General features: G+C 66.0%; 17 protein-coding genes. 13 read left to right on the top strand and 4 right to left on the bottom strand.

Annotation, left to right across the window (positions count from 1 at the left end; translation table 11 throughout):
- Window positions 1-324 precede the first annotated feature (324 nt).
- From AWB68_RS25635 to AWB68_RS25615, 4 genes are all read right to left on the bottom strand, one after another.
- On the bottom strand, window positions 325-762 hold the full coding sequence (locus AWB68_RS25635; protein WP_087647145.1) for a DUF29 domain-containing protein: 438 nt from the start codon (window positions 760-762) through the stop codon (window positions 325-327).
- Between the two features lie 365 nt (window positions 763-1,127).
- Complete coding sequence (locus AWB68_RS25625) at window positions 1,128-3,140, bottom strand: serine/threonine-protein kinase (RefSeq protein ID WP_235028497.1); 2,013 nt, start codon at window positions 3,138-3,140, stop codon at window positions 1,128-1,130.
- Window positions 3,141-3,200: 60 nt separating this feature from the next.
- A complete protein-coding gene (locus AWB68_RS25620) occupies window positions 3,201-3,953 on the bottom strand; it encodes a PP2C family protein-serine/threonine phosphatase (protein WP_087647142.1) in 753 nt (250 codons plus the stop codon).
- Between the two features lie 116 nt (window positions 3,954-4,069).
- Window positions 4,070-4,837, bottom strand: coding sequence for a hypothetical protein (locus tag AWB68_RS25615; RefSeq protein ID WP_087647141.1), 768 nt, complete (start codon window positions 4,835-4,837; stop codon window positions 4,070-4,072).
- Between the two features lie 83 nt (window positions 4,838-4,920).
- On the opposite strand from AWB68_RS25615, the gene AWB68_RS46845 reads away from it, so the two are divergent.
- From AWB68_RS46845 to tagH, 13 genes are all read left to right on the top strand, one after another.
- Complete coding sequence (locus tag AWB68_RS46845) at window positions 4,921-5,409, top strand: hypothetical protein (protein ID WP_125483037.1); 489 nt, start codon at window positions 4,921-4,923, stop codon at window positions 5,407-5,409.
- Between the two features lie 128 nt (window positions 5,410-5,537).
- The gene (tssA, locus tag AWB68_RS25610; RefSeq protein ID WP_087647140.1) at window positions 5,538-6,587 is read left to right on the top strand and encodes a type VI secretion system protein TssA; all 1,050 of its coding nucleotides are present in this window, start codon (window positions 5,538-5,540) and stop codon (window positions 6,585-6,587) included.
- Window positions 6,588-6,647: 60 nt separating this feature from the next.
- Window positions 6,648-7,148 carry a type VI secretion system contractile sheath small subunit gene (gene tssB, locus AWB68_RS25605; protein WP_087647147.1) on the top strand — a complete coding sequence of 167 codons (501 nt, stop codon included), beginning with the start codon at window positions 6,648-6,650 and terminating at the stop codon, window positions 7,146-7,148.
- 25 nt (window positions 7,149-7,173) lie between these two features.
- Window positions 7,174-8,670, top strand: a complete 1,497-nt coding sequence (gene tssC, locus AWB68_RS25600; protein ID WP_087647139.1) for a type VI secretion system contractile sheath large subunit — start codon at window positions 7,174-7,176, stop codon at window positions 8,668-8,670.
- Between the two features lie 49 nt (window positions 8,671-8,719).
- The gene (locus tag AWB68_RS25595; RefSeq protein ID WP_087647138.1) at window positions 8,720-9,208 is read left to right on the top strand and encodes an Hcp family type VI secretion system effector; all 489 of its coding nucleotides are present in this window, start codon (window positions 8,720-8,722) and stop codon (window positions 9,206-9,208) included.
- A gap of 6 nt (window positions 9,209-9,214) precedes the next feature.
- Entirely contained in the window at window positions 9,215-10,150 is a 936-nt protein-coding gene (locus AWB68_RS25590; RefSeq protein ID WP_235028496.1) for a type VI secretion system accessory protein TagJ, read from the top strand.
- Window positions 10,143-10,655, top strand: a complete 513-nt coding sequence (tssE, locus tag AWB68_RS25585; RefSeq protein ID WP_087647137.1) for a type VI secretion system baseplate subunit TssE — start codon at window positions 10,143-10,145, stop codon at window positions 10,653-10,655. The genes AWB68_RS25590 and tssE overlap by 8 nt, the downstream gene beginning before the upstream one ends.
- A gap of 3 nt (window positions 10,656-10,658) precedes the next feature.
- Window positions 10,659-12,536 (top strand): type VI secretion system baseplate subunit TssF, encoded by a 1,878-nt coding sequence (gene tssF, locus AWB68_RS25580; RefSeq protein WP_087647136.1) that lies wholly within the window; start codon window positions 10,659-10,661, stop codon window positions 12,534-12,536.
- On the top strand, window positions 12,521-13,543 hold the full coding sequence (gene tssG / locus AWB68_RS25575; protein ID WP_087647135.1) for a type VI secretion system baseplate subunit TssG: 1,023 nt from the start codon (window positions 12,521-12,523) through the stop codon (window positions 13,541-13,543). The genes tssF and tssG overlap by 16 nt, the downstream gene beginning before the upstream one ends.
- A gap of 17 nt (window positions 13,544-13,560) precedes the next feature.
- On the top strand, window positions 13,561-16,290 hold the full coding sequence (tssH, locus tag AWB68_RS25570) for a type VI secretion system ATPase TssH (RefSeq protein ID WP_087647134.1): 2,730 nt from the start codon (window positions 13,561-13,563) through the stop codon (window positions 16,288-16,290).
- A 24-nt stretch (window positions 16,291-16,314) separates the two neighbouring features.
- On the top strand, window positions 16,315-16,704 hold the full coding sequence (locus tag AWB68_RS25565; protein WP_087647133.1) for a DUF4280 domain-containing protein: 390 nt from the start codon (window positions 16,315-16,317) through the stop codon (window positions 16,702-16,704).
- 7 nt (window positions 16,705-16,711) lie between these two features.
- Complete coding sequence (locus AWB68_RS25560; protein ID WP_087647132.1) at window positions 16,712-18,703, top strand: type VI secretion system Vgr family protein; 1,992 nt, start codon at window positions 16,712-16,714, stop codon at window positions 18,701-18,703.
- A 936-nt stretch (window positions 18,704-19,639) separates the two neighbouring features.
- The gene (tagH, locus tag AWB68_RS25555) at window positions 19,640-21,763 is read left to right on the top strand and encodes a type VI secretion system-associated FHA domain protein TagH (RefSeq protein WP_087647131.1); all 2,124 of its coding nucleotides are present in this window, start codon (window positions 19,640-19,642) and stop codon (window positions 21,761-21,763) included.
- The last annotated feature ends 6 nt before the right edge of the window (window positions 21,764-21,769 follow it).

Genomic DNA, 21,769 nt, shown 5'->3' with positions numbered 1-21,769 from the left:
CCGACCGTGGTGGCGCGGCTGACCGAGCTTGGCCGCAATCGTTATGGCGCGGCCTTTCGCAGCCATAGTGGACGTTGGGAACCTCTGCCAGGCGCCGGGTCGCTCGACGAGATGGCACAACTGGTCGTCACGCTCCTGGAGCCGTATTTGCAACCCGATAATTAACGAGGCTAATTATTAAAGCTATTTAGGGGATGTTGTACTAGTACCACGGGGACGAGCGGCGGGCAGCCACACCGCCGTCTTAGTTGGGAGCGACCACGACCGCGTCCTTGCCAGCAGCGTCATACTCGGTTCCGACCTTAAATTTCCCGATGATTTCCGCTATTCAGGATAAAACTCTTGCGACAGGACATCGTCGACGGACCACGGTAACGCCTCCGGAAAAACGTCGAGGTCGAGCCCGGTTTCGTTGCTTGCGACGCTGCGTGCCTTCGACCAAACGATATCGAGCCACGGCGAATCGCTGAACTTGCCGCGAAGGCTCGGGGCTTCGTCCAGAACATAGGCAACTTCCTTGCGCTGCGTTCGGATTGTGAACTGCCAGCTCTTGCTGCGACGTGACGGCTGAAATTTCCACTTCAGCAAATGAGCCAACAGGACCGACATGCGGCTTGCCAATTCACGCTGTTCGCTCTTGCCCACGTCTTCGATCTCCTCTGCGATGTGCTGAACGTCGATGGCGGTCAGCTTGCCCGCGCGCAGAAGTGCCGCTTGCTCGTTGGCCCACGCAACTACATCCTGTTCGTATCTCGTTCCCATGACCGTTCCATATCGAGACAATGATTGGACTATAGGTGCACAAGTGCACCACGTCAACGTCCTTTTGAAGCCTTCCCAATGGTCTTTCTGGCGTGCGCCAGAACGTTATCCGGGCATGCTCGACGTCTTGCGCTATCAGGCGCAGCGAGGTATGCCTTCCAGGTGGATAACGCAATTGGGAATGCCTGGCCCTTGTTCAAGGCTGCAAGTGCATCGGCCTGCGTGAGCCCGGCTTGTTCAATGAGGGCACGCAGCACAACGCCGTTGTCAGAAACCTCGTTCATGGCCCTTAAACAAAGGTGTACAAGTGCACCGAGAATAGCATGGGAAACTGAGGTTATTGCGACATTGACCGCCACGCCGCGTCAGCCCGGCCGCACCCGCTTCCCCGCAGGCGACACAACGGAGCTGCGCGCAAGACCGTTCACCGGGACGGCCGCGCCGCTCACCACATCGATTTCAAACGTCGCCGCGCCGAAGTTCGGCGTGCAGCCGGCGGTGCCCGCCTTGCAGCGCGGCTCGCCCGCGAATGGCGAATAGGTCGCGGTGCGGCGCACGGCGCCGTCGTGCTGCGCATTGGCCGAGAAGCCGGCGAACACGTCGCTCTGTTGCAGGCCGCCCGCGGTGAAGTCGCGCCGCGCCGGCGACACGAGCGCAAGAAAGCGATTGGCGCCGAGCGGCCTGGCCGCCATCATCGGCCAATTCGAACGCGGGAGCGCCAGCGTCTGTCCGGCCCGGATCGCGTTGTTGCTGTCGAGCTTGTTGGGAAAGATCATCAGATACTGCCCGTCGGGATCGACATTGAAGACGTACAGGTAGCCCGCCCGATTGCTCGTGATCCTGAATTGCAACTGATCCTTGTCGACCCGCGCCGTGTCCGCGCGCAGCGTCACGGCAACGTGTATCGACGGGTCGGAAAGCGCGACGATGCGTTCCAGTTCCAGCGCCGGCGTGAACGCGGGAAGCACGTCGGCGGGGGGCGGGGCTGGCGCCAGCGCAGCGCTCTGCGTGACGGCGCTCGGCGGAATCGCGGCGGACGGCGCTTCGGACGCGGACTGCGCGAGCGCCGTGCTTGCGGCGGTGTCCGGTTGAGGCAGGACTGCGGGCGACGGCCTGGTGGCACTGACGGCCGGAGCGCCCGAGTGCATCGCGCGCCATCCGAACGTGCCGGCCAGCGCGGCGACGACCACGGCGCCCACTGCGAACATCGCCGCCCGCGGGACGCGAGCGGCGGGCGGCGCGGCGGCGGCTGGCGACGCCTTCGGCTCCGAAACCGGAGGCACCGGCAATGGCGGCATTGCGGCCGTGCGCGTGCGGGCCTCGGTCGCGGGTGCGGGTGCGGGTGCGGCCGTGGTCGCAGCGATGGTGACGCCTGCCGCTCCAGTATTTTCCGGGCTGGCAGGCGACCCGCGCGACGGATGCTCGGCGATATCGAGCCCCAGCTCATTCGCGAAAGCCTCGACGCTTTGCGGCCGGTCCGTCGGCCGCACGGCGAGGCCGTGGTCGATCGCGCGCAGGAACGCATCGGAATACCGGCCCGCCGCCGCTTCGGCGAGCGGAACATAACTGTCGCTCATCAGCCGGCCGACCGAAGCAGGCGGCGTCGTGCCCTGAATCGCGCAATAGACGACGGCCGCAAGCGCGTAGATGTCCGTCCACGGACCCTGCTTCATCGATGCGACCGCCGCGTATTGCTCGACCGGCGCGAAGCCCGGCTTGAGGATGACGGTGAGCGCCTGGCTCATGTCGCTGATGACGCGCCGCGCCGCGCCGAAGTCGAGCAGCACCGGACGGCCGCTGCCCTTGAGCAGCATGATGTTGTCGGGCGCGATGTCGCGGTGATAGCACTGCACGCCGTGCAGCACGCCCAGCGCCTCGATCACCGGCGCGAGCAGTCCGCGCAGCCACGCCTCCGAAGGCGGTGCACCCATCTGGCGCAAGGTGTCCTTCAGGGTTACGCCGTCGTAATAAGGCATCACCATGTAGGCCGTGCCGTTCGCCTCCCAGAAGCGATACACGTTCACGAGCGAATGATGGTCGAACTGCGCGAGCAGCCGCGCCTCGTTCACGAAGCTCCTCAGCCCGGCCGCGAGCGTTTCCTCGTGCCGCGTCGACTTGACCGTGACCTGCGTTTCGCGCACGCGCGTCGCGAGCGACCCCGGAAAGTATTCCTTGAGCGCGACGTTGCGCCCGAGCTGGGTGTCGTAGGCGAGATAGACGATGCCGAACCCGCCTTCGCCGATCAGCCCGACGATCTGGAACTCGGCGAGCTGCGTACCGGGCGGCAAGGCGTTGTCGCTCGCGACCGCGTCCGCGGCGGCAGCCGCCGCCTGCGTCCGGCTGACGAGCACCGTCTTGTCGTCATCCGCGCCGGACATGGGCCATGACTCCATCGGGGAATGACAGCGTGGGCAGCGCGGCGTCGCGTGCGAATCTCATCACAGCCCTCCAACCCAGATCGCGAGCGCGGTGAAGTTGTCGTTGCCGGGGGGCGCGGTGTCGCGCACCTGGGTGGCCATCCGGTTCAGCCAGTCGGCGGACGACGTCGCGTGCGCGAGCGAATCGATCATCGACGCATCGTCGACATAACCCCACAGGCCGTCGGTGCAGAGAAGCAGCACGTCGTGCGCGAGCACTTCGCGCGTGCCGCCGGTGCTGGCGATCTCGGCGCCCTCGCGCGTGCCGAGCGCCGACAGCAGAATGTTCCGGCGCGGATGATGGCGCGCATCCTCCGCGCTGACGAGGTGCGCGTCCATCATTTCCTGCACGACGCTGTGGTCTTTCGTGCGCGCATCGAGAACGCCGCCACGGAAGTAATAGAGCCGCGTGTCGCCGCAATGCGCCCACGCCGCCGTGCGGCGGTCGCGGTCGATGGCGAACAGGAGGCCCGTCGAGCGCATGTCGGCGACCTCGCCGCCGCGCCCTTGCTCCTCCATGATGTTTTCGTGCGCGTGAAGCAGCGCGCGCTTGAGCCGCTCGCCGTCGGGCGGCAACTCGTCGACCGTCAGGAAGCGCAGATCGGCAAGCGACGTATCGACGACGATGCGCGCCGCGACGTCGCCGCCGCCGTGGCCGCCCGCGCCATCGGCGATCGCGCAATAGTAGAGGCGCTCGCTCGCCCATTCGCCGAACGCGTCTTCGTTGCGCGGGCGTCCGCCGTTATCGGTCAGGCTGGCACTTTCGAGTTGCAAGGCTTGCTCCTTCTCGCCGGCCTTACGCGTTCGGGATCGATGCGCGTTTCTTCAAGCATACGTCGCCGCGCGCCGCCCGGCTCGCGATTCAGCTTGGGGGCGGTGCATGCACGGTTTCACGCCAACTCCGCCGACTGCGCCGCGAGCAGCCCCAGAACCATCAGGATTGCCACGCGATTCTCCACCTCGATCGCGATGCCGAGCGTGCGCTCGATCCACCGCCCTAGTGTGGTGCGCGCGAAATCGGCGGGTGTCGCGCCGCGCTTGAGCGTAAGGCCGAGCTTGCTCGCGCGATGATGATACGACGCGATGCAGTAATGCGACGCCACCTGCGACAGCCCGCCCTTGTCGTGCGAAAGCCAGCCGAGACTGCCGCCGAGCACGAGCCGGTCGGGCTCGCTCAGGTTCGCGATGAACTCGTCCGCCGCGCGGCGCACTGAGCTTTCATTCAGGCCGTGTTGCATCAGCACCGCTGCGATCGGATCGTCGGCCGAGGCGGCATGGAAGTCAAGTTCGCTGGCCACCCCGGCGCTGTCGAGCGGCACGTTGCGCTGATGGCTCGCGCTGCGCAGGCAGTCGATCAGATAGCGGCGGAAGTAGGCGCAGATCGCGTGATGGTTCGACGGCGCGCTGTGCGCGTGGCTGCTCGCGGCCTCGGCGTGCAGCGTTTCGAAGCGGAACACCTTGAAATAGATGAACTGCGAGATCAGTTCCTCGCGGTCTTCGCCAAGCGCGCGCAACTCGGTCGGGTGATAGCCCGTGAGCGCGCGTTGCACGATCCGGTACATCGACGCCATCTCGTCACGCGAGAGCCGCGCGCGCCGCACCCACAGATCGGGAAGGATCTGTTCCGCGCCGAATTGCATTTCGCATTCGCCTTTCATGGGCGCCACCTTTTGGCCGCATCCGGCCGGACGGTCGTCTTGTTGAAGATGCTTCGTGCCGGCGCAACGGCTGGCGCGTCGTCATGCGAATCGCAACAATCCATGCGTTGATTGCGCTATTGGTGGTGCATGCAGTGCCGTTTCACGATGCGTTCACGAAGGCATGGCCTTGCCCGCGCGTCGCAGGAGGCGGCAGTCATTCGTTAAGCAGTGTCTTCAAGTCCGATCACGTTTGCAATTTTATGGGCCGCACTGCTGTCCGACAATACAAATATAGAGTTTGCATCGGCCATTCGCGAGCGACGGCAACCTCGCTCACCGGGACAACTTTCAACGCGCGCCGCCTTGCGTTACGCTTCGCCCGGGCGAAGCGTAACGGCAGTATTTTCCGAGGCGCGGGCGAGTCCTCGCGGTCGCTGGAATTCACCAAACATGCCCGCGCGACGCGTTGGACATTGCCGGAACTGGTAGTAACCCGAAGCGTCATTCTTTATCAATCGACGCCCGTTTCTTTTATGGGATTGCGTGCTATTCTGGTTTTCACGCATTCAAACTACGGGGTCTTCGTTTAGCGCCGGATGTAGGCGCACATCTGAATAGCGACCACGCATCGGGGGACCTTCGCCGGCAGTCATCGTTTTGCGTCTCCGTGAGCACGGAGCGCTTGACCATTCCAAGACAAGCTCACGCCAGTCATAAGATGACCCAACTTGACGTTGCCGCGCTGGTCACCGAGATCACATCCGAAAGCCCATGCGGCGAGGATGTCGAATACGATCGCGAGTTTCAGGAACTCGAGCAGGCGGTAAACGGCAAGCCGGAAGTGCAATATGGCGCGACGGTCGTCCCGCCCACGCCGCCCGACTGGAAAGTCGCGGGAAAGCTCGCGCTCGGCTTGTTGTCGAGAAGCCGCGACCTGCGCGTCGCGGTCTACCTGGCGCGCGCGCTTCTGATACGCGAGCGGATCGAAGGCATGGCCGACGGGCTGGCCCTGATCGAGGGATTGATCGCCGAGCGCTGGGCGTGCCTCTATCCGCGACTCGATCCCGACGATGACAACGACCCGACCGAACGCGTGAGCGCGCTTGCCGCGCTCGCTTCGTCCGACGGCATGCTGATCGCGTTGCGTGACACGCCGCTCGTCGATTCGCGCACGCATGGCGCGTTCAGCCTGCGCGACATGCAATATGCAACCGGCGCGGCGACGCTGCCCGACGGCGTGACGGCACCGTCGCTCGCTTCCATCCAGGCGGCGATCGCGGAGACGCCCGGCGAAACCAGCGCGACGCTCGCTGCGCTCGCCGCGGCGCGGCGCAGTGCCGCCGGTATCGAGACGATCCTCACGGGGCACGTCGGCGTTGCGAATGCGATCGACTTGTCGAAGTTGAGCGCACTCATCGACGAAGCCGCCGCGACGCTGCGCGAGCTTCAGCCCGCCGGCGCGGGCGAGCCGCCCGCGGCCGCGGACTCGGGCAATCCGGACGCCGCCGCCGGCACGCCAGGCGCGCCCGGCGCGCCGGCGGCTGCGCCCGCCGCGCTGCAAGGCGAGGTGTCGAGCCGCGCGGATGTCATCAAAGTCATCGACAAGGTGTGCGCATACTACGAGCGGCACGAACCGTCGAGCCCGGTGCCGATGCTGCTCAATCGCGCGCGGCGCCTGGTCGACAAGAGCTTCATGGAAATTTTGCAGGACCTCGCACCGGAAGGTCTGGGCCAGGCCCGGCAGATCGGTGGTGAAACGGACGAGTAGCGGGTCCGCTCGCGCGTCTGTTTCATCGCGTTCTCGCGCAGTGTTATGAGGGGAATCGTCGTGGCCAAGGAAAGCAGCCAGAAGTTCATCGCGCGCAATCGAGCGCCGCGTGTGCAGATCGAATATGACGTCGAAGTCTATGGTTCAGAGAAGAAGGTCAACCTGCCGTTCGTGATGGGCGTGCTGGCCGATCTGTCGGGCCAGCCGGCCGACCCGCTCGCGCCCGTCGCCGACCGCAAGTTCCTGGAAATCGATGTCGACAACTTCGACGAACGTCTCAAGTCGATGAAGCCGCGTGCCGCCGTGCAGGTGCCCAACACGCTGACGGGCGAAGGCAATCTCGCGGTGGACATCACGTTCGAGAGCATGGACGATTTCTCGCCCGCCGCCGTGGCGCGCAAGGTCGGCGCGCTCGCGAAGCTGCTGGAGGCGCGCGGACAACTGCAGAACCTCCTCACTTACATGGACGGCAAGTCCGGCGCCGAGGAACTGATCGCGAAGCTGCTGAACGATCCGGCGATGTTGCAGTCGCTGGCATCGGCACCGAAGCCGCAGGAATGAGCGCCCGCTAACTGGAGAGACTGACATGGCAGAACCCACCCCCCAAGAGCAGGCGCAGGCCGGCGCGGCCGCGCTGGAAACGAGTGATTTTGCGAACCTGCTGCAAAAGGAATTCAAGCCGAAGACCGAGAAGGCCAAGGAAGCGGTCGAAACAGCCGTGCGCACGCTAGCCGAACAGGCGCTGCGTGACAGTAATGTAATCTCGGGCGACGTGCTCGCGACCATCGAGGCGCTCATCGCGCAGATCGACCACAAGCTGACGGAGCAGATCAACCTGATCATCCACTCCGAGGAGTTCCAGAAGGTCGAGAGCGCGTGGCGCGGCCTGCACCATCTGGTGAACAACACGGAGACGGACGAGACGCTGAAGATCCGCGTCATGAACATTTCGAAAAACGAGCTGCACAAGTCGCTGAAGAAATACAAGGGCACGGCCTGGGACCAGAGCCCGCTCTTCAAGAAGCTTTACGAGGAAGAGTACGGCCAGTTCGGCGGCGAGCCGTATGGCGCACTGGTCGCGGACTATTACTTCGACAACAGCGGCCCGGACGTCGACCTGCTCACGCAAATGAGCAAGATCGCGGCGGCCGCGCACGCGCCGTTCATCGCCGCCGCCGATCCGTCGGTGATGCTGATGGAGTCGTGGCAGGAACTGGCGAATCCGCGCGATCTCACGAAAATCTTCCAGACGCCGGAACATGCCGCGTGGCGCTCGCTGCGGGAATCCGAGGATTCGCGTTATATCGGCCTTGCGATGCCGCGCTTTCTCGCGCGCGCGCCTTATGGCGCCAAGACGAATCCGGTCGAGGAATTCGACTTCGAGGAAGACACCGCCGGCGCCGACAGCAGCAAGTACACGTGGGCCAACGCCGCCTACGCGATGGCGACCAACATCAACCGCTCGTTCAAGTCCTACGGCTGGTGCTCGCGGATTCGCGGCATCGAGTCGGGCGGCGCGGTGCCGGACCTGCCGGTCCACGCATTCCCGACCGACGACGGCGGCGTCGACATGAAATGCCCGACCGAGATCGCGATCAGCGACCGGCGCGAAGCCGAACTCGCGAAGAACGGCTTCATGCCGCTCGTGCACAAGAAGAACTCCGACTTCGCCGCGTTCATCGGCGCGCAATCGTTGCACAAGCCGGCCGAGTACGAAGACCCGGACGCCACCGCCAACGCCAACCTTGCGGCGCGCCTGCCGTACCTGTTCGCGTGCAGCCGCTTTGCGCACTACCTGAAGTGCATCGTGCGCGACAAGCTCGGCAGTTTCAAGGAGAAGGACGACATGCAGCGCTGGCTGCAGAACTGGATCCTGCAATACGTCGACGGCGATCCGGCGCACTCGTCGGAGGAGTCGAAGGCCAGGCGGCCGCTTGCCGCCGCCGAAGTGGTGGTGGAGGAAGTCGAGGGCAATCCCGGTTACTACACCTCGAAATTTTTCCTGCGTCCGCATTACCAGCTTGAGGGCCTCACCGTGTCGTTGCGGCTCGTGTCGAAGCTTCCGTCCGCCAAGGCGGCATGACGGATTTTCTGTCGGTTAATTCGCGGTATTTCATCGAGTGGAGAAGAACATGGCCATTGATATGTTCATGAAGCTGGGCGACATCAAGGGAGAGTCGCAGGACAAGGCCCACAAGGAAGAGATCGAAGTGCTCGCCTGGAGTTGGGGCATGTCCCAGTCGGGCACGATGCACATGGGCACGGGCGGCGGCGCGGGCAAGGTATCGGTGCAGGACATGTCGTTCACGAAATACAGCGACAAGGCGAGTCCACCGATCATGGCGGCCTGCACGAAGGGCAGCCACATCGACAAGGCCGTGCTCACGGTACGCAAGGCCGGCGGCGACACGCCGCTCGAATACTACAAGATCACGCTCGAAGGCCTGCTCGTCAGTTCGTATTCGACGGGCGGCTCGGGAGGCGAGGAGCGTTTCACCGAAAACGTCACGCTGAACTTCGAGAAGTTCCATGTCGAGTACCAGCCGCAGAACGCGAAGGGTGCGAAGGAGGGCGGCGTGGTCGAAGTGAAGTGGAACATTCCGGCCAACGCGGAAACCTGATCCGGCTTGTCCGCACGGTCCGCACTGCCGCTGCCGTCGGGCGGCGGCAGTGCGGCGGTGTGGTCGGGCAGGCTGACTGGCGAAGCCGGGATGGTGCCGGGAGTGCATGGGGCGGAGGCATCGGCGATGACCGCAGAACAGAGTGTGCGCGAAGGCAATCTCGACGAAGGCCTGCGCCAATTGCAGAGCCAGGTTCGCAGCGACCCGTCGAAGGCCGCGCATCGGGTGTTTCTTTTTCAGTTGCTCGCGGTGCTCGGTCAATGGGACCGGGCGCTGACGCAACTCAATGTCGTGGGCGATCTCGACGCGGCCTCGCTGCCGATGGTCCAGGCCTATCGCGACGCCTTGCAATGCGAGGTCTTTCGCAACGACGTTTTCACGGGCAAGCGCGCGCCGGTCGTGTTCGGCGAACCGGCGCCGTGGCTTGGGCTCTTGATCGAAGCGCTGCGGCTCGACGCCGAAGCGAATTTCGCGGCGGCGGCCGCCTCTCGCGAAGCGGCGTTCGACGCGGCGCCCGCCACGCGCGGCACCATCGACGGCACGCCGTTCGAGTGGATCGCCGATGCCGATTCGCGTCTCGGCCCGACGCTCGAAGCGGTCGTCAATGGCCGCTATTACTGGATTCCGTTCGCGCGCATCGCGAAGATCGCGATCGAGGCGCCGGTCGACCTGCGCGATCGCGTGTGGACGCCGGCCACGTTCACCTGGGCCAACGAAGGCCAGGCCGCCGGGTTCATCCCGTCGCGCTATGCCGGCACGGCGCCCTCGACCGACAGCGCCTTGCTGCTCGCGCGCCGCACCGAGTGGATCGAATATGGTGCCGGCGGCGAGCAGGCATCGGCGCGCGCCATCGGCCAGCGGATGTTCGCCACCGACGCGAACGAATACGCGTTGCTCGACGTGCGCAGCATCGAGCTGGAAGTCGCGGCCGATCATGGTTGACCTCACCAGCAAGGACAGGCTGCAGCCGTCGCTGCTGGACCGGCTGACCGATCTCGAACCGGACGTGAAGACGGAGCCGCGCGAGCGGCGCGTGCTTTCGATGCGCGCGCTGCGCCAGAGCGTCGAGCGCGACCTTGCGTGGCTCTTCAACGCGAACGGCCTGGCCTCGGCGCAGGACCTGAGCGGCTATCCGTACGTCGCGACTTCGGTGCTGAACTACGGCTTTCCGGACATCGCGGGCAAGACCGCGTCGAGTCTCGACGCCGCCCAGATCGAGCGCGCGATGGCCGAGGTGATCCGCGCCTTCGAGCCGCGCATCATCGGCGAGACGGTGCGGGTGAGCGCCGTCACGTCCGGCGAGACCACCGCGCGCCACAACACGGTGTCGTTCACCATCGAAGGCGATTTGTGGGCGCAGCCGTATCCCGAGCGCCTCTTCTTTCGCACCGATCTCGACCTCGAGGCAGGCGAGGTGCGGGTGGTCGACGAGGGCGCGCGGCGCTGAACGATGAACCCGGAACTTCTCAAATACTACAGCCAGGAACTTCAGCATCTGCGCGAGGTGGGCGGCGAGTTCGCGCAGGAGTTTCCGAAGATCGCCGCGCGCCTCGGGCTGGAAGGCTTCGAATGCGCGGACCCGTATGTCGAGCGGCTGCTCGAAGGCTTCAGCTTTCTCGCCGCGCGCGTGCAGGTCCGGCTCGACGCCGAATTCCCGCGCTTCACGCAGCATCTCGCCGAACTCGTCTATCCGCACTATCTCGCGCCGACGCCGTCGATGGCGGTCGTCCAGATCCAGCCCGACCTGAGCAATCCGAACCTCGCCGCGGACGTGCGCGTGCCGCGCGGCAGTGCGCTGCGCAGCGCGCTCGACAAGGCCGGCACGACGCGCTGCGAGTACCGCACCGCGCATGAGCTCAAGCTGTCGCCGCTGGAAATCGTCGAGGCGCGCATGTTCACGCACGGCGGCGCGCTCGCCGGCGCCGACATCGCGCTGCCCGCGGGCGTGAAGGCGGGCCTGCGCCTGCGGCTGCGCGCCACGGGCGGTCTCAGGATGGACCAGATCGACCTCGACCGGCTGGTGCTGTATCTGCGCGGCACCGACGCGATGCCCACGCGGCTCTACGAGCGCCTGCTCGGGTCGGTCGCGGGCATCTCCGTGCTGCCGGCCGCGCGTCCGGCCACATGGCACGTCCCGCTGCCCGCCACCGCGCTCCAGCCGGTGGGTTTCAGCGAGGACGAAGCGCTGCTGCCGATCAGCAAGCAGTCGTTTTCGGGCTACCGGTTGTTGCAGGAATATTTCGCGTTTCCGCAGCGCTTCCTGTTCATCGGGATCGACGGATTGCAGCGCGGCTTCAAGCGCTGCGCCGCGACCGAAATCGAGATCATCGTGTGGCTCAAGCGGGTCGACACGGTGCTGGAACAGACCGTCGATGCGTCCAACTTCGCGCTCCACTGCACGCCCGCGATCAACCTGTTCGCGCGCCGCACCGACCGCATTCCGCTGTCGGACGAGCAGTTCGAATATCACGTGATCGCCGACCGCACCCGGCCGATGGACTTCGAGATCTACGGGATCGAAGAAGTGACGGGCTACCGCGCGGGCGCCGCCGGCGAGCAGCGTTTCGAGCCGTTCTACCGGGCGCGCGATCTTGGCACGACGTATCAGGCGGGTGCGTACTTCCAGATCCGCCGCGAAAAGCGCCTGCGCTCGGCGCGCCAGCGCGAGCATGGGCCGCGCACCGGCTACCTCGGCAGCGAGACGTTCATCGCGCTCGTCGATACGGCGAACGCGCCCTATCACGGCGACTTGCGGCAACTGGGCCTGAGCGTCCTGTGCACCAACCGCGACCTGCCGCTGATGATGCCGGTCGGCGCCGGTCCCGCCGATTTCACGCTCGACGTCGAGGCGCCGGTGGAAACCGTGCGCTGCGTGGCCGGTCCGACGCGGCCGCTGCCTTCGTTCGCCGAAGGCGCGGTCTCGTGGCGGTTGCTGAGCCACCTGTCGCTGAACTACACGTCGCTGCTCGATAGCAATCCGCAAGAGGGCGCGCGGGCGCTGCGCGAACTGCTCGGCCTGTATTGCCCGGCCGACGACGCCGCCGCGCAGCGGCAGATCGAAGGATTGCGCTCGGTCGATTCGCGCTCCGTCACGCGGCGGATTCCGGCGAGCGGGCCGATCGTGTTCGGGCGTGGCATCGAAGTGACGCTCACGCTCGACGACGCCGCGTTCGAAGGCGCCGGCGCCTTCGTGCTGGGCGCGGTGCTCGCGCAGTTCTTCAGCCAGTATGTATCGATCAACTCGTTCACCGAGACCGTCGTGAAGACGCTTGCACGCGGCGAACTGGTGCGCTGGCCCGCGAGGACAGGACGATGCCGGACGCTCTGAGCACCTTGCGGCAACTCGAGGAAGCCGCGCGCCGCTTCGACTTCTTCCAGGCGGTGCGCCTGCTCGAATGCGCGTATCCGGAGCGCCCGCGGGTGGGCGAGTCGCTGCGCGCGCGCGACGATTTCGTGCGCTTCGTGCAGGAGCCGGAACTGATCTTTTATCCGACCACGCTCGGCGGGTTCGAGCTGGGCAAGAACGGCAAGCCGCCGCGCCTTACGGTGAATTTCATCGGTCTGCTTGGGCCGAACGGGCCGCTGCCGACGCATCTGACCGAATACGTGCGCGACCGCGCGCGCAACGCGGGCGACCCGACCTTCGCGCGCTTTCTCGACGTGTTCCATCACCGGATGGTGGCGCTCTTCTATCGCGCGTGGGCGCAGGCGCAGCCGGCCGTGAGTCTCGACCGCCCCGGGCGCGACCGCTTTTCCGCGTATGTCGGAAGCGTGTTCGGACTCGGCGAGCCGTCGCTGCGGGAACGCGACGCCGTGCCGGATTTCGCGAAGCTGCATTTTGCGGGGCTGCTGGGCGGCCCGACCCGGCCCGCCGCGGGCCTGAGGCTCGTGCTGTCGCGCTTCTTCGGTCTGCCGGTCGAGATCGAGGAATGCGTCGGACACTGGATCGCGCTGCCGGCCAACTCGGTGTCGCGGCTCGGCGCGCCCGACGGCTCGTGCGTGCTCGGCATGACGACCCTGGTGGGCGCGCGCGTGTGGGACTGCCAGCACAAGTTCCGCATCGTGATCGGCCCGCTTTCGATGGCCGACTACGAACGCTTCCTGCCGGGCGGCGCGAGCCTCGTCCGGCTCGTCGACTGGGTTCGCAACTACGTGCGCGACGGCCTCGACTGGGACGTCAACCTGTGTCTGAAGCAAAAGGAAGTGCCGCGACTGCGGCTCGGGCGCCACGCGCGCCTCGGCCTCACGAGCTGGCTCTACAGCGGTCAGGCGGCGCAGGATGCGCGCGACCTGTTGCTCGTCCCCGCCGACCCGTCGGGTCGCGCGCGGACCTAACCAGGAGGTACGAGGACATGGCCGAGATCAGCCGGGTAGCATTGTTCGGCAAACTCAACGCGTTGGGTTATCGCGCGATAGAAAGTGCGTCCGTGTTCTGCAAGCTGCGCGGCAACCCTTACATCGAACTGACGCACTGGTTCCACCAGATCCTGCAGCTTCAGGATTCCGACCTGCACCGGATCATCAAGCACTTCGGCATCGATCCGGCGAGTCTCGCGCGCGATCTCACGGAGGCGCTCGACGCGCTGCCGCGCGGCTCGACCTCGGTCACGGATATTTCCTCGCAGGTCGAGGAGACCGTCGAGCGCGGCTGGGTCTACGGGTCGCTGCTGTTCAACGAATCGCAGGTGCGCACCGGGCATCTGATCGTCGGGATGCTGAAGACGCCGTCGCTGCGCAACGGCTTGCGCGGCATCTCGCGGCAGTTCGACCGCGTCAAGCTCGACGATCTCGTCGATGGCTTCGCCAGCCTGCTCGGCGCGTCGCCGGAAGCGAGCATGACCGCGCGCGACGGCTTTCGCGCTGGCGCCGCATCCGGCGACGACGCGGGCGGCGCCGGCGGCGCGCTCGCGCCCGCCGCGATGGGCCGCAGCGAAGCACTCAAGCGCTACACGGTCGATCTCACGGAGCAGGCGAAGAACGGCAAGCTCGATCCGATCGTCGGCCGCGACGAGGAGATTCGGCAGGTGGTCGATATCCTGATGCGGCGCCGCCAGAACAATCCGCTGCTGACGGGCGAGGCGGGCGTCGGCAAGACGGCGGTCGTGGAAGGGCTTGCGCAGCGGATCGTCGCGGGCGACGTGCCGCCGTCGCTGCGCGGCGTGTCGCTGCGCACGCTCGATGTCGGCTTATTGCAAGCCGGCGCCAGCATGAAGGGCGAGTTCGAGAACCGGCTGCGTCAGGTGATCGAGGAAGTGCAGGGCTCCGAGAAGCCGGTGATCCTCTTCATCGACGAGGCGCATACGCTGGTCGGCGCGGGCGGCGCGGCGGGCACGGGCGACGCCGCGAACCTGCTCAAGCCGGCGCTCGCGCGCGGCACGCTGCGCACGGTCGGCGCGACGACCTGGGCCGAGTACAAGAAGCACATCGAGAAGGACCCGGCGCTTACGCGGCGCTTTCAGGTCGTGCAGGTCGCCGAGCCGGACGAGGAGAAGGCGATCCTGATGATGCGCGGCATCACGTCCACGCTGGAGCAGCATCATCGCGTGCAGGTGCTCGACGAGGCGCTGGAGGCCGCGGTGCGGCTGTCGCATCGCTATATTCCGGCGCGCCAGTTGCCGGACAAGTCGGTGAGCCTGCTCGACACCGCGTGCGCGCGCGTCGCGGTCAGCCAGCACGCGACGCCCGCCACCGTCGATGATGCGAGAAAGCGCATCGCGGGCCTCGAAACGGAACTGGAGATCATTGGGCGCGAGACGGCGGTCGGCATCGATACGGCCGAGCGCGAGGCGCTGGCGTCGTCGAAGCTTGCGAGCGAACGCGACCGGCTCGCGGTGCTCGATAGCCGCTGGCAGGCGGAGAAGGCGCTGGTCGAGCGCATCCTGGAACTGCGCGCGCAATTGCGCAGCGCGACGGGCAAGGTCGAAGGCGCGGCAGCGTCAGCGCCCGAACCGGGCGCGGAACCACGGGCCGCCGAACCCGACGATCCCGCCTTGCGCGCCGAACGTCTCGCCGAACTGCGCAAGCTTCAGGCGCAACTGGCCGAGCACCAGGGCGAGGACCCGCTGATCCTGCCGAGCGTCGACCGGCAGGCGGTGGCGTCGGTGGTGCAGGACTGGACGGGCATCCCCGTCGGACGGATGGTGAAGAACGAGATCGAAAGCGTGCTGCAACTCGCCGCGACGCTCAACAAGCGGATCATCGGCCAGGACCACGCGATGGAGATGATCGCGCGGCGCATCCAGACCTCGCGCGCCGGGCTCGACAATCCGAGCAAGCCGATCGGCGTGTTCATGCTCGCGGGCACCTCGGGCGTCGGCAAGACGGAGACCGCGCTCGCGCTCGCCGAGGCGCTCTATGGCGGCGAGCAGAACGTCATCACCATCAACATGAGCGAGTACCAGGAGGCGCATACGGTGTCGTCGCTCAAGGGCGCGCCGCCGGGATATGTCGGCTACGGCGAGGGCGGCGTGCTGACCGAGGCCGTGCGCCGGCGCCCGTACAGCGTCGTGCTGCTCGACGAAGTGGAGAAGGCGCACCCCGATGTCCACGAAATCTTCTTCCAGGTCTTCGACAAGGGCTGGATGGAAGACGGCGAAGGCCGCGTGATCGACTTCCGCAATACGCTGATCCTGCTCACGACCAATGCCGGCAGCGATCTCATCATGAACCTCTGTAAAGACCCGGAACTGATGCCGGAGCCGGAGGGCATCGCCCGCGCGCTGCGCGAGCCGCTCTTGAAGGTGTTTCCGCCGGCGCTGCTCGGCCGCGTCGTGGTGATTCCGTATTACCCGTTGAGCGACGCGATGCTCGGCGCGATCATTCGTCTGCAGCTTGGCCGGATCGAACGACGCGTGCGCGCGCAGCACAAGATTCCCTTTACCTACGACGACGATGTCGTCAAGCTGATCGCAAGCCGTTGTACCGAGCTGGAAAGCGGTGGCCGGATGATCGACGCCATCCTGACCAATACGCTCCTGCCACGCATCAGCGCGGAGTTCCTCGGGCGCATGGTGGAAGGGCGCACGGTCGCGAAGGTCGGCATCGGCGCGCAGGAAGGCGAGTTCACGTACGCATTCGATTGAGCCACGCTCCCCGGAGATATCGTCATGCCGCAACAGGTCACGATGGGCGCGATGCTGCAATGCTCGTTCGGGCTCGCGCCGTCGAGTCTCGTCGTGCTGCCGGTCAATCGCGTGATGGCCGAAGGGCCGCCCGCCGCGAACATCATGGATCACCAGCCGATGGTGAACATCATGCCGTTCGGCATGTGCTCGTCGCCGGCCAATCCGACGGTTGCCGCCGCCACCGCCGCCGCGCTCGGCGTGCTCACGCCGATGCCGTGCATTCCCGCCACCCTCACGCCGTGGGTGACCGGCGCGCCGACCGTGCTGCTCGCGAACATGCCGTCGCTCGACAATGTGTCGAAGTGCATGTGCAACTGGGGCGGCGTGGTGACGATCGTCAACCCGGCGACCGTCAAGACCATGATCCCGTGAGCGCGCCATGACGACCCTCGACGCCAAGCGCCACGCCGCCGTCAGTTGCCCGCCCGCGGGCACCGACCTGCTGTTCCTGCGCCTGACCGGCAGCGACGAACTCGGCCGTCTGAGCGAGTACCGGGTCGACCTGCTCAGCAAGAGCAACGACATCCAGGCGGGCGACGTGCTCGGGCACGACATGTCGGTCGCGATCGACCTGCCGGCCGGTGGCGAACGGCAGATGAACGGCATCGTCACGGCGTTCAGGATCGTCGCGCCCGGCGACCGCACGCGCAACCGCATGGCCCGCTACGAGGCGGTAATGCGCCCGCGCCTGTGGATGCTCACGCGCGCGTCGCACGACCGCTTCTTCTATCAGCAGACGGTGCCGCAGATCATCGCCAAGGTGCTGCAGGACTATCAGGTCGATTTCAGCAACAAGTGCTCGGCGACCTATCCGTCGCTGGAGCACTGCGCGCAGTATCGCGAGACGGATTTCGCGTTCGTGAGCCGGCTGATGGAACGCGAGGGCATCTACTACTACTTCGAGCACGCGGGCGGCAAGCACACGCTCGTGCTGACGGATTCCTCCGACGTGCATGTCGCGATCAGCGGTTACGCCACGATTCCGTACGACGCATGGTACGAGTCGGGCGCCGAGAAGGAATGCGTGTACAACTGGTCCTGCGGCGGCGAATTGCAGACGGGCAACTACGAGGTCAACGACTACGACTTCGAGAAGCCGTCGTCGAGCAACCAGCAGGGGCTGGTCTCGCGGGCGACGCGCCCGACCGTCTACGATGCGCCCGTCTTCACGATGCAGGAGCACCTGAGCGGCCACATCCAGGCATCCGACGGCGACCGTTACGCCAAGGTCGGCGTCGAGATCCGCCAGGCGCGCAACGACAGCATCGACGGCCGCGCCAGCGCGCGCGGCATCTGGCCGGGCGGTCTCTTCAAGCTGAAGGGCCACGCGCGCGACGCGCTCAACCGCGATTACCTGGTGGTCGCCGCGAGCTATGAAGTGAACTCCGACGCGTACATGTCCACCTACGGCGACAAGAAGGACCTGCCGTTCTTCGATTGCGCGTTCACGGCGCTGCGCAAGGAAAACCGCTTCCGTTCGGAACGCACGACGCCGCGCGCGTTGGCGGCCGGTCCGCAGACGGCGGTGGTGGTCGGCCCGGACGGCCAGGAAATCTTCACCGACAAATACGGGCGCATCATGGTGCAGTTCCACTGGGAACAGTTCGATCCGCCCGCCGACGCCGGCACGCGCGTGAAGCGCTGCTGGGTGCGCGTCTCGCAAGGCTGGGCCGGCAAGCGCTGGGGCGCGTTCTTGCTGCCGCGCATCGGGCAGGAGGTGCTGGTCGAGTTCATCGAAGGCGACCCGGACCGGCCGCTCGTGACGGGCAGCGTCTACAACGCGAACACGATGCCGCCTTACGAACTGCCGGCGAATTCCGCGCTTTCGACGCTCAAGAGCAATTCGACCCAGGGCGGCGGCGGTTACAACGAAGTGCGCTTCGACGACACCAAGGGCTCCGAGCAGTGGTTCCAGCACGCCGAGAAGGACCACGAGTCGTGGATCAAGAATGACGCGTTGACGAACATCGGCAATGATCGCCACCTGAAGGTGACGGGCAACGAGTTCATCGCGGTGACGGGGGCGCGGCACGACGCGGTGACCGGCGACCAGAACGCGCAGGTGGATGGCAATGCGTCGCTGAAGGTGGGGCAGAAGTTGCAGGAGAAGGTCGGCATGAACTATGCGCTCGATGCGGGCATGAACGTGCACATCAAGGCGGGGATGAATGTCGTGATCGAGGCGGGGATGAGTATTACGCTCAAGGCTGGGGGCGCGTTTCTGGTGGTCGGGCCGGCGAGTGTCGCCGTGTCGGGGACGCCGATCTTGCTGAATTCCGGCGGATCCGCCGGATCGGGGGATGGGTCTTCGCCGACTGCGCCGACTGCGCCGAAGGATGCTGATGATGGGACTAAGAAGTTGAAATCGTAGGGGGAGGGTGCTGGCGCTTGGGATGGGTTTGGGTTTACGCCGTTTGATGTTTTTGCGCTTCTGTGGAACTTGTATTCTTTGGGGTTTATTTGCTCTGCCCCTGTCCGGGGCGGGACTCACTTTCTTTGCTGCTGCAAAGAAAGTAAGCAAAGAAAGCAGCTTTCAACCGTCAATCCTTGCCATGCGTCGCTAGTCCGTTCTATCAGAGTGGTCCAACCGGGGGAGTGTCGTTAGCGGGGTTTTTGCGTTGTTGGCATGTAGAAGAGGCGCGCGCGTCGCACCGCTATACGAAGTGGATCAGCAGTCATACATCCGTCCTGGCACTTCGTGCCCGACGTCAGGTCTGCCAGCGGTGGTGAATTGAAGCATGCGGCAAGAAGAACGTAGGATGATGATGTCGCAATGGGGTTTCGGTTTTGCCTGACGGGTGAGCGCGGCGCGAGGCCGAATAGAGGTACGGGCGTCATACCCATACAGGGAGTGGACCAGCAGTCATTCATCCGTCCTGGCACTTCGTGCCCGACGACGGGGTGCAAGTGGCGGTGAATTGAAGCATGCGGCAAGCAACAACGTAGGATGGTGATGTCGCAATGGGGTTTCGGTTTTGCTTGACGGGTGAGCGCGTAGCGCGAGGCCGGATGTATGACTGCTGGTCCACTCCGTATAGCGGTGCGATGCCCGTGCCTGGTCTAGGTGCCAACAACGCTAAAACCCCGCTGACGACACTCCCCCGGTTGGACCACTCCGAGGGAGCGGTCTGGCGGCACATGGCAAGGATTGGCGTTGGGAAGCTGCTTTCTTTGCTTACTTTCTTTGCAGCAGCAAAGAAAGTGAGTCCCGCCCCGGACAGGGGCAGAGCAAATAAACCGCAAAGAAAACAAGTTCCATGGAAGCGCAACAAAATCAAACGGTGTAAACATCACGACAAACCCCGCCATGAGCCAGCCGATGACCAATCCGATCCTGTCGCTGTGCGTCGTCACGTTCAACGACCAGCCGGTCGCGGAACCGATCAGCATCGCGTTCGGCCCGGCGGGCGGCACGATCGGCCGCGCGACCGATTGCACGCTCATGCTGCCCGATCCGCAGCGGGCCATCTCGCGCGTGCAGGCGCGCATCGAGTATCGCGGCGGCGAGTACTTCTTCTGCGATGTCGGCAGCAACGCGAGCGTGCTGAACCAGCGCGCGCTCGGCGGTACCCGCGAGGCGCGCCTCACGCACGGCGACCGGCTGTCCATCGGGGCATATCTGCTGGAAGTGCGCTTCGACGAAAGCGACGCCGCGCGGGAGCGGATGCCAGGCGTGTTCGATACGCTCGCGTCGGCGAAGGTCCTGCATTCGCCGGCAGCCGGCGAGAAGCCCAACGATCCGTTCGCGCTGGCGCCCCTCGATCCGCTCGGCCAGCCTGGGTTTGGCGCTCAGGAGCGGCTCGGGGCGCGGCCGGGTTATATCGGCTCGGAGAGCGATCACGCGCCGCCAGAGCAACACGCGTTCTCGATGCCCGGGCAAGGGGCGTTCAGGCAGGAGGCGGGTGGTGCGCCCGGTGTGGCTGGAGCGCCCGGTGCATCCGGTGCGCCGCGCGCGGCGCAACACGTGATCCCGCACGACTTCGATCCGTTCAGCGATCTGCCATCCAACGCACGCGAAGGCGTGCTTCCACCGCTCGACGCGTTCGATCCGCTTGGTCCGCTCGATTCGCTCGGCCACGGACATGCGCCCGGCGCGGCTGCGCCCGCGCTTGCGCCGGGCGGCCCAAGCGGCCTGCCCGCGAGCCTGAGCGAGCCGCTCTCGCCGGGCGGCTCGCCGACGCCGTTCGACGACCTGCTGTCCCCGCCGACACCCGCGCCTGCGACTGCGCCTGGACGGCCACAGTCGCAGCCACAGCCGCAGTCGCAGCAATCGCAATCGCAGTCACGCGTGCCGACGCCGTTCGACGACCTGATGCCCCCGCCGACGCCCGCGCCTGCGCCGGCGACATCGCAGGCGCGGCCGCAGCCGCAATCGCAATCCCAGGCGCAACCGCAACCGCAATCGCAACCGAATCCAGCGCGAGCATACGACCCCGACGTGCCCACCGAGCGCCATCCATTTCTGCCGGAAATGACCCTCATGCCGCGCGCACGTTCAGCGTCCGGGACGGGCGCGTCGGTGCCACAGGGAAAAGCGCCGTCGGCGCAAGTGCCGCCGCTTTCGGAACGGCTGACGGAGGCGCCACCCGCGCCGCACCCATCGCCGTCGAAGCAGCCCGCCGCCGCGCAACCGGCTCCGGCTCGCGAATCGCCGGCCGCCGCTTCGCCCGCGCCATCGCCGCAGATGCGAACGCAGATGCAAGCGCCGACGCCAACGCAAACGCACACGCGCGCGGCCGCCGCCGCACCTCCGCCGTCGCAAGCGCCCACGGGCACAGCCGCGGCCACGCACTCACAAGCCGACCCGACCCTCGCCGCCCTGCTCGAAGGTCTCGGCATCGACCCGCGCCACGCGCCGACCATGCCCGCGCCCGACTTCGCGCGACTCGTCGGCTTCATGCTGCGCGAGTCGCTGCAGGGCACGATGTCGGTGCTGCGCTCGCGCACGATGACCAAGCGCGAGGCGCGGCTCGACGCCACGCTGATCGCCGCCCGCGACAACAATCCGCTGAAGTTCTTTCCCGACGTCGACAGCGCGCTCCTCCAGATGTTCTCGGGCAGGGGCAATGGCTACCTGCCGCCCGGCGTCGCGGTGCAGCGCGCGTTCGGCGACCTCGCGATGCACGAACTCGCAGTCATGGCCGGCATGCGCGCCGCGCTCACGCACGTGCTGAAGATCTTCGATCCGCACGCGATCGAAGCGCAACTCGACGAGCAGGGCATGCTCAAGATGCTGTCGAACCGCAAGGCGAAGCTGTGGGAGCGCTTCGTCGAATTGCAGGCGAAACTCGAAGGCGCGGCGGCCGACGACTTCCAGAAGCTGTTCGGTGACGCCTTCAACGAAGCCTACGAACGGCAGATCGAAGCGCTGCGCCAGAACCTGCACGATGGCCCGCGCGATGGCGACCGCGCCCGGAACTCTCAACGATAAGATAAA

The sequence above is a fragment of the Caballeronia choica genome, from assembly GCF_001544535.1.
GTDB classification, from domain to species: domain Bacteria; phylum Pseudomonadota; class Gammaproteobacteria; order Burkholderiales; family Burkholderiaceae; genus Caballeronia; species Caballeronia choica.
The sequence above is the reverse complement of the archived record's forward strand: the minus strand, read 5'-3'. Positions and strand labels throughout refer to the sequence as shown.

Excerpts from the sequence above, each read along its gene's own strand:
- AWB68_RS25635 (WP_087647145.1), bottom strand. The coding sequence starts at position 762 with ATGGGAACGAGATACGAACAGGATGTAGTTGCGTGGGCCAACGAGCAA.
- AWB68_RS25625 (WP_235028497.1), bottom strand. The coding sequence starts at position 3,140 with ATGTCCGGCGCGGATGACGACAAGACGGTGCTCGTCAGCCGGACGCAG.
- AWB68_RS25615 (WP_087647141.1), bottom strand. The coding sequence starts at position 4,837 with ATGAAAGGCGAATGCGAAATGCAATTCGGCGCGGAACAGATCCTTCCC.
- AWB68_RS46845 (WP_125483037.1), top strand. The coding sequence starts at position 4,921 with ATGCGAATCGCAACAATCCATGCGTTGATTGCGCTATTGGTGGTGCAT.
- tssA (WP_087647140.1), top strand. The coding sequence starts at position 5,538 with ATGACCCAACTTGACGTTGCCGCGCTGGTCACCGAGATCACATCCGAA.
- tssC (WP_087647139.1), top strand. The coding sequence starts at position 7,174 with ATGGCAGAACCCACCCCCCAAGAGCAGGCGCAGGCCGGCGCGGCCGCG.
- AWB68_RS25595 (WP_087647138.1), top strand. The coding sequence starts at position 8,720 with ATGGCCATTGATATGTTCATGAAGCTGGGCGACATCAAGGGAGAGTCG.
- tssE (WP_087647137.1), top strand. The coding sequence starts at position 10,143 with ATGGTTGACCTCACCAGCAAGGACAGGCTGCAGCCGTCGCTGCTGGAC.
- tssF (WP_087647136.1), top strand. The coding sequence starts at position 10,659 with ATGAACCCGGAACTTCTCAAATACTACAGCCAGGAACTTCAGCATCTG.
- tssG (WP_087647135.1), top strand. The coding sequence starts at position 12,521 with ATGCCGGACGCTCTGAGCACCTTGCGGCAACTCGAGGAAGCCGCGCGC.
- tssH (WP_087647134.1), top strand. The coding sequence starts at position 13,561 with ATGGCCGAGATCAGCCGGGTAGCATTGTTCGGCAAACTCAACGCGTTG.
- AWB68_RS25565 (WP_087647133.1), top strand. The coding sequence starts at position 16,315 with ATGCCGCAACAGGTCACGATGGGCGCGATGCTGCAATGCTCGTTCGGG.
- AWB68_RS25560 (WP_087647132.1), top strand. The coding sequence starts at position 16,712 with ATGACGACCCTCGACGCCAAGCGCCACGCCGCCGTCAGTTGCCCGCCC.
- tagH (WP_087647131.1), top strand. The coding sequence starts at position 19,640 with ATGAGCCAGCCGATGACCAATCCGATCCTGTCGCTGTGCGTCGTCACG.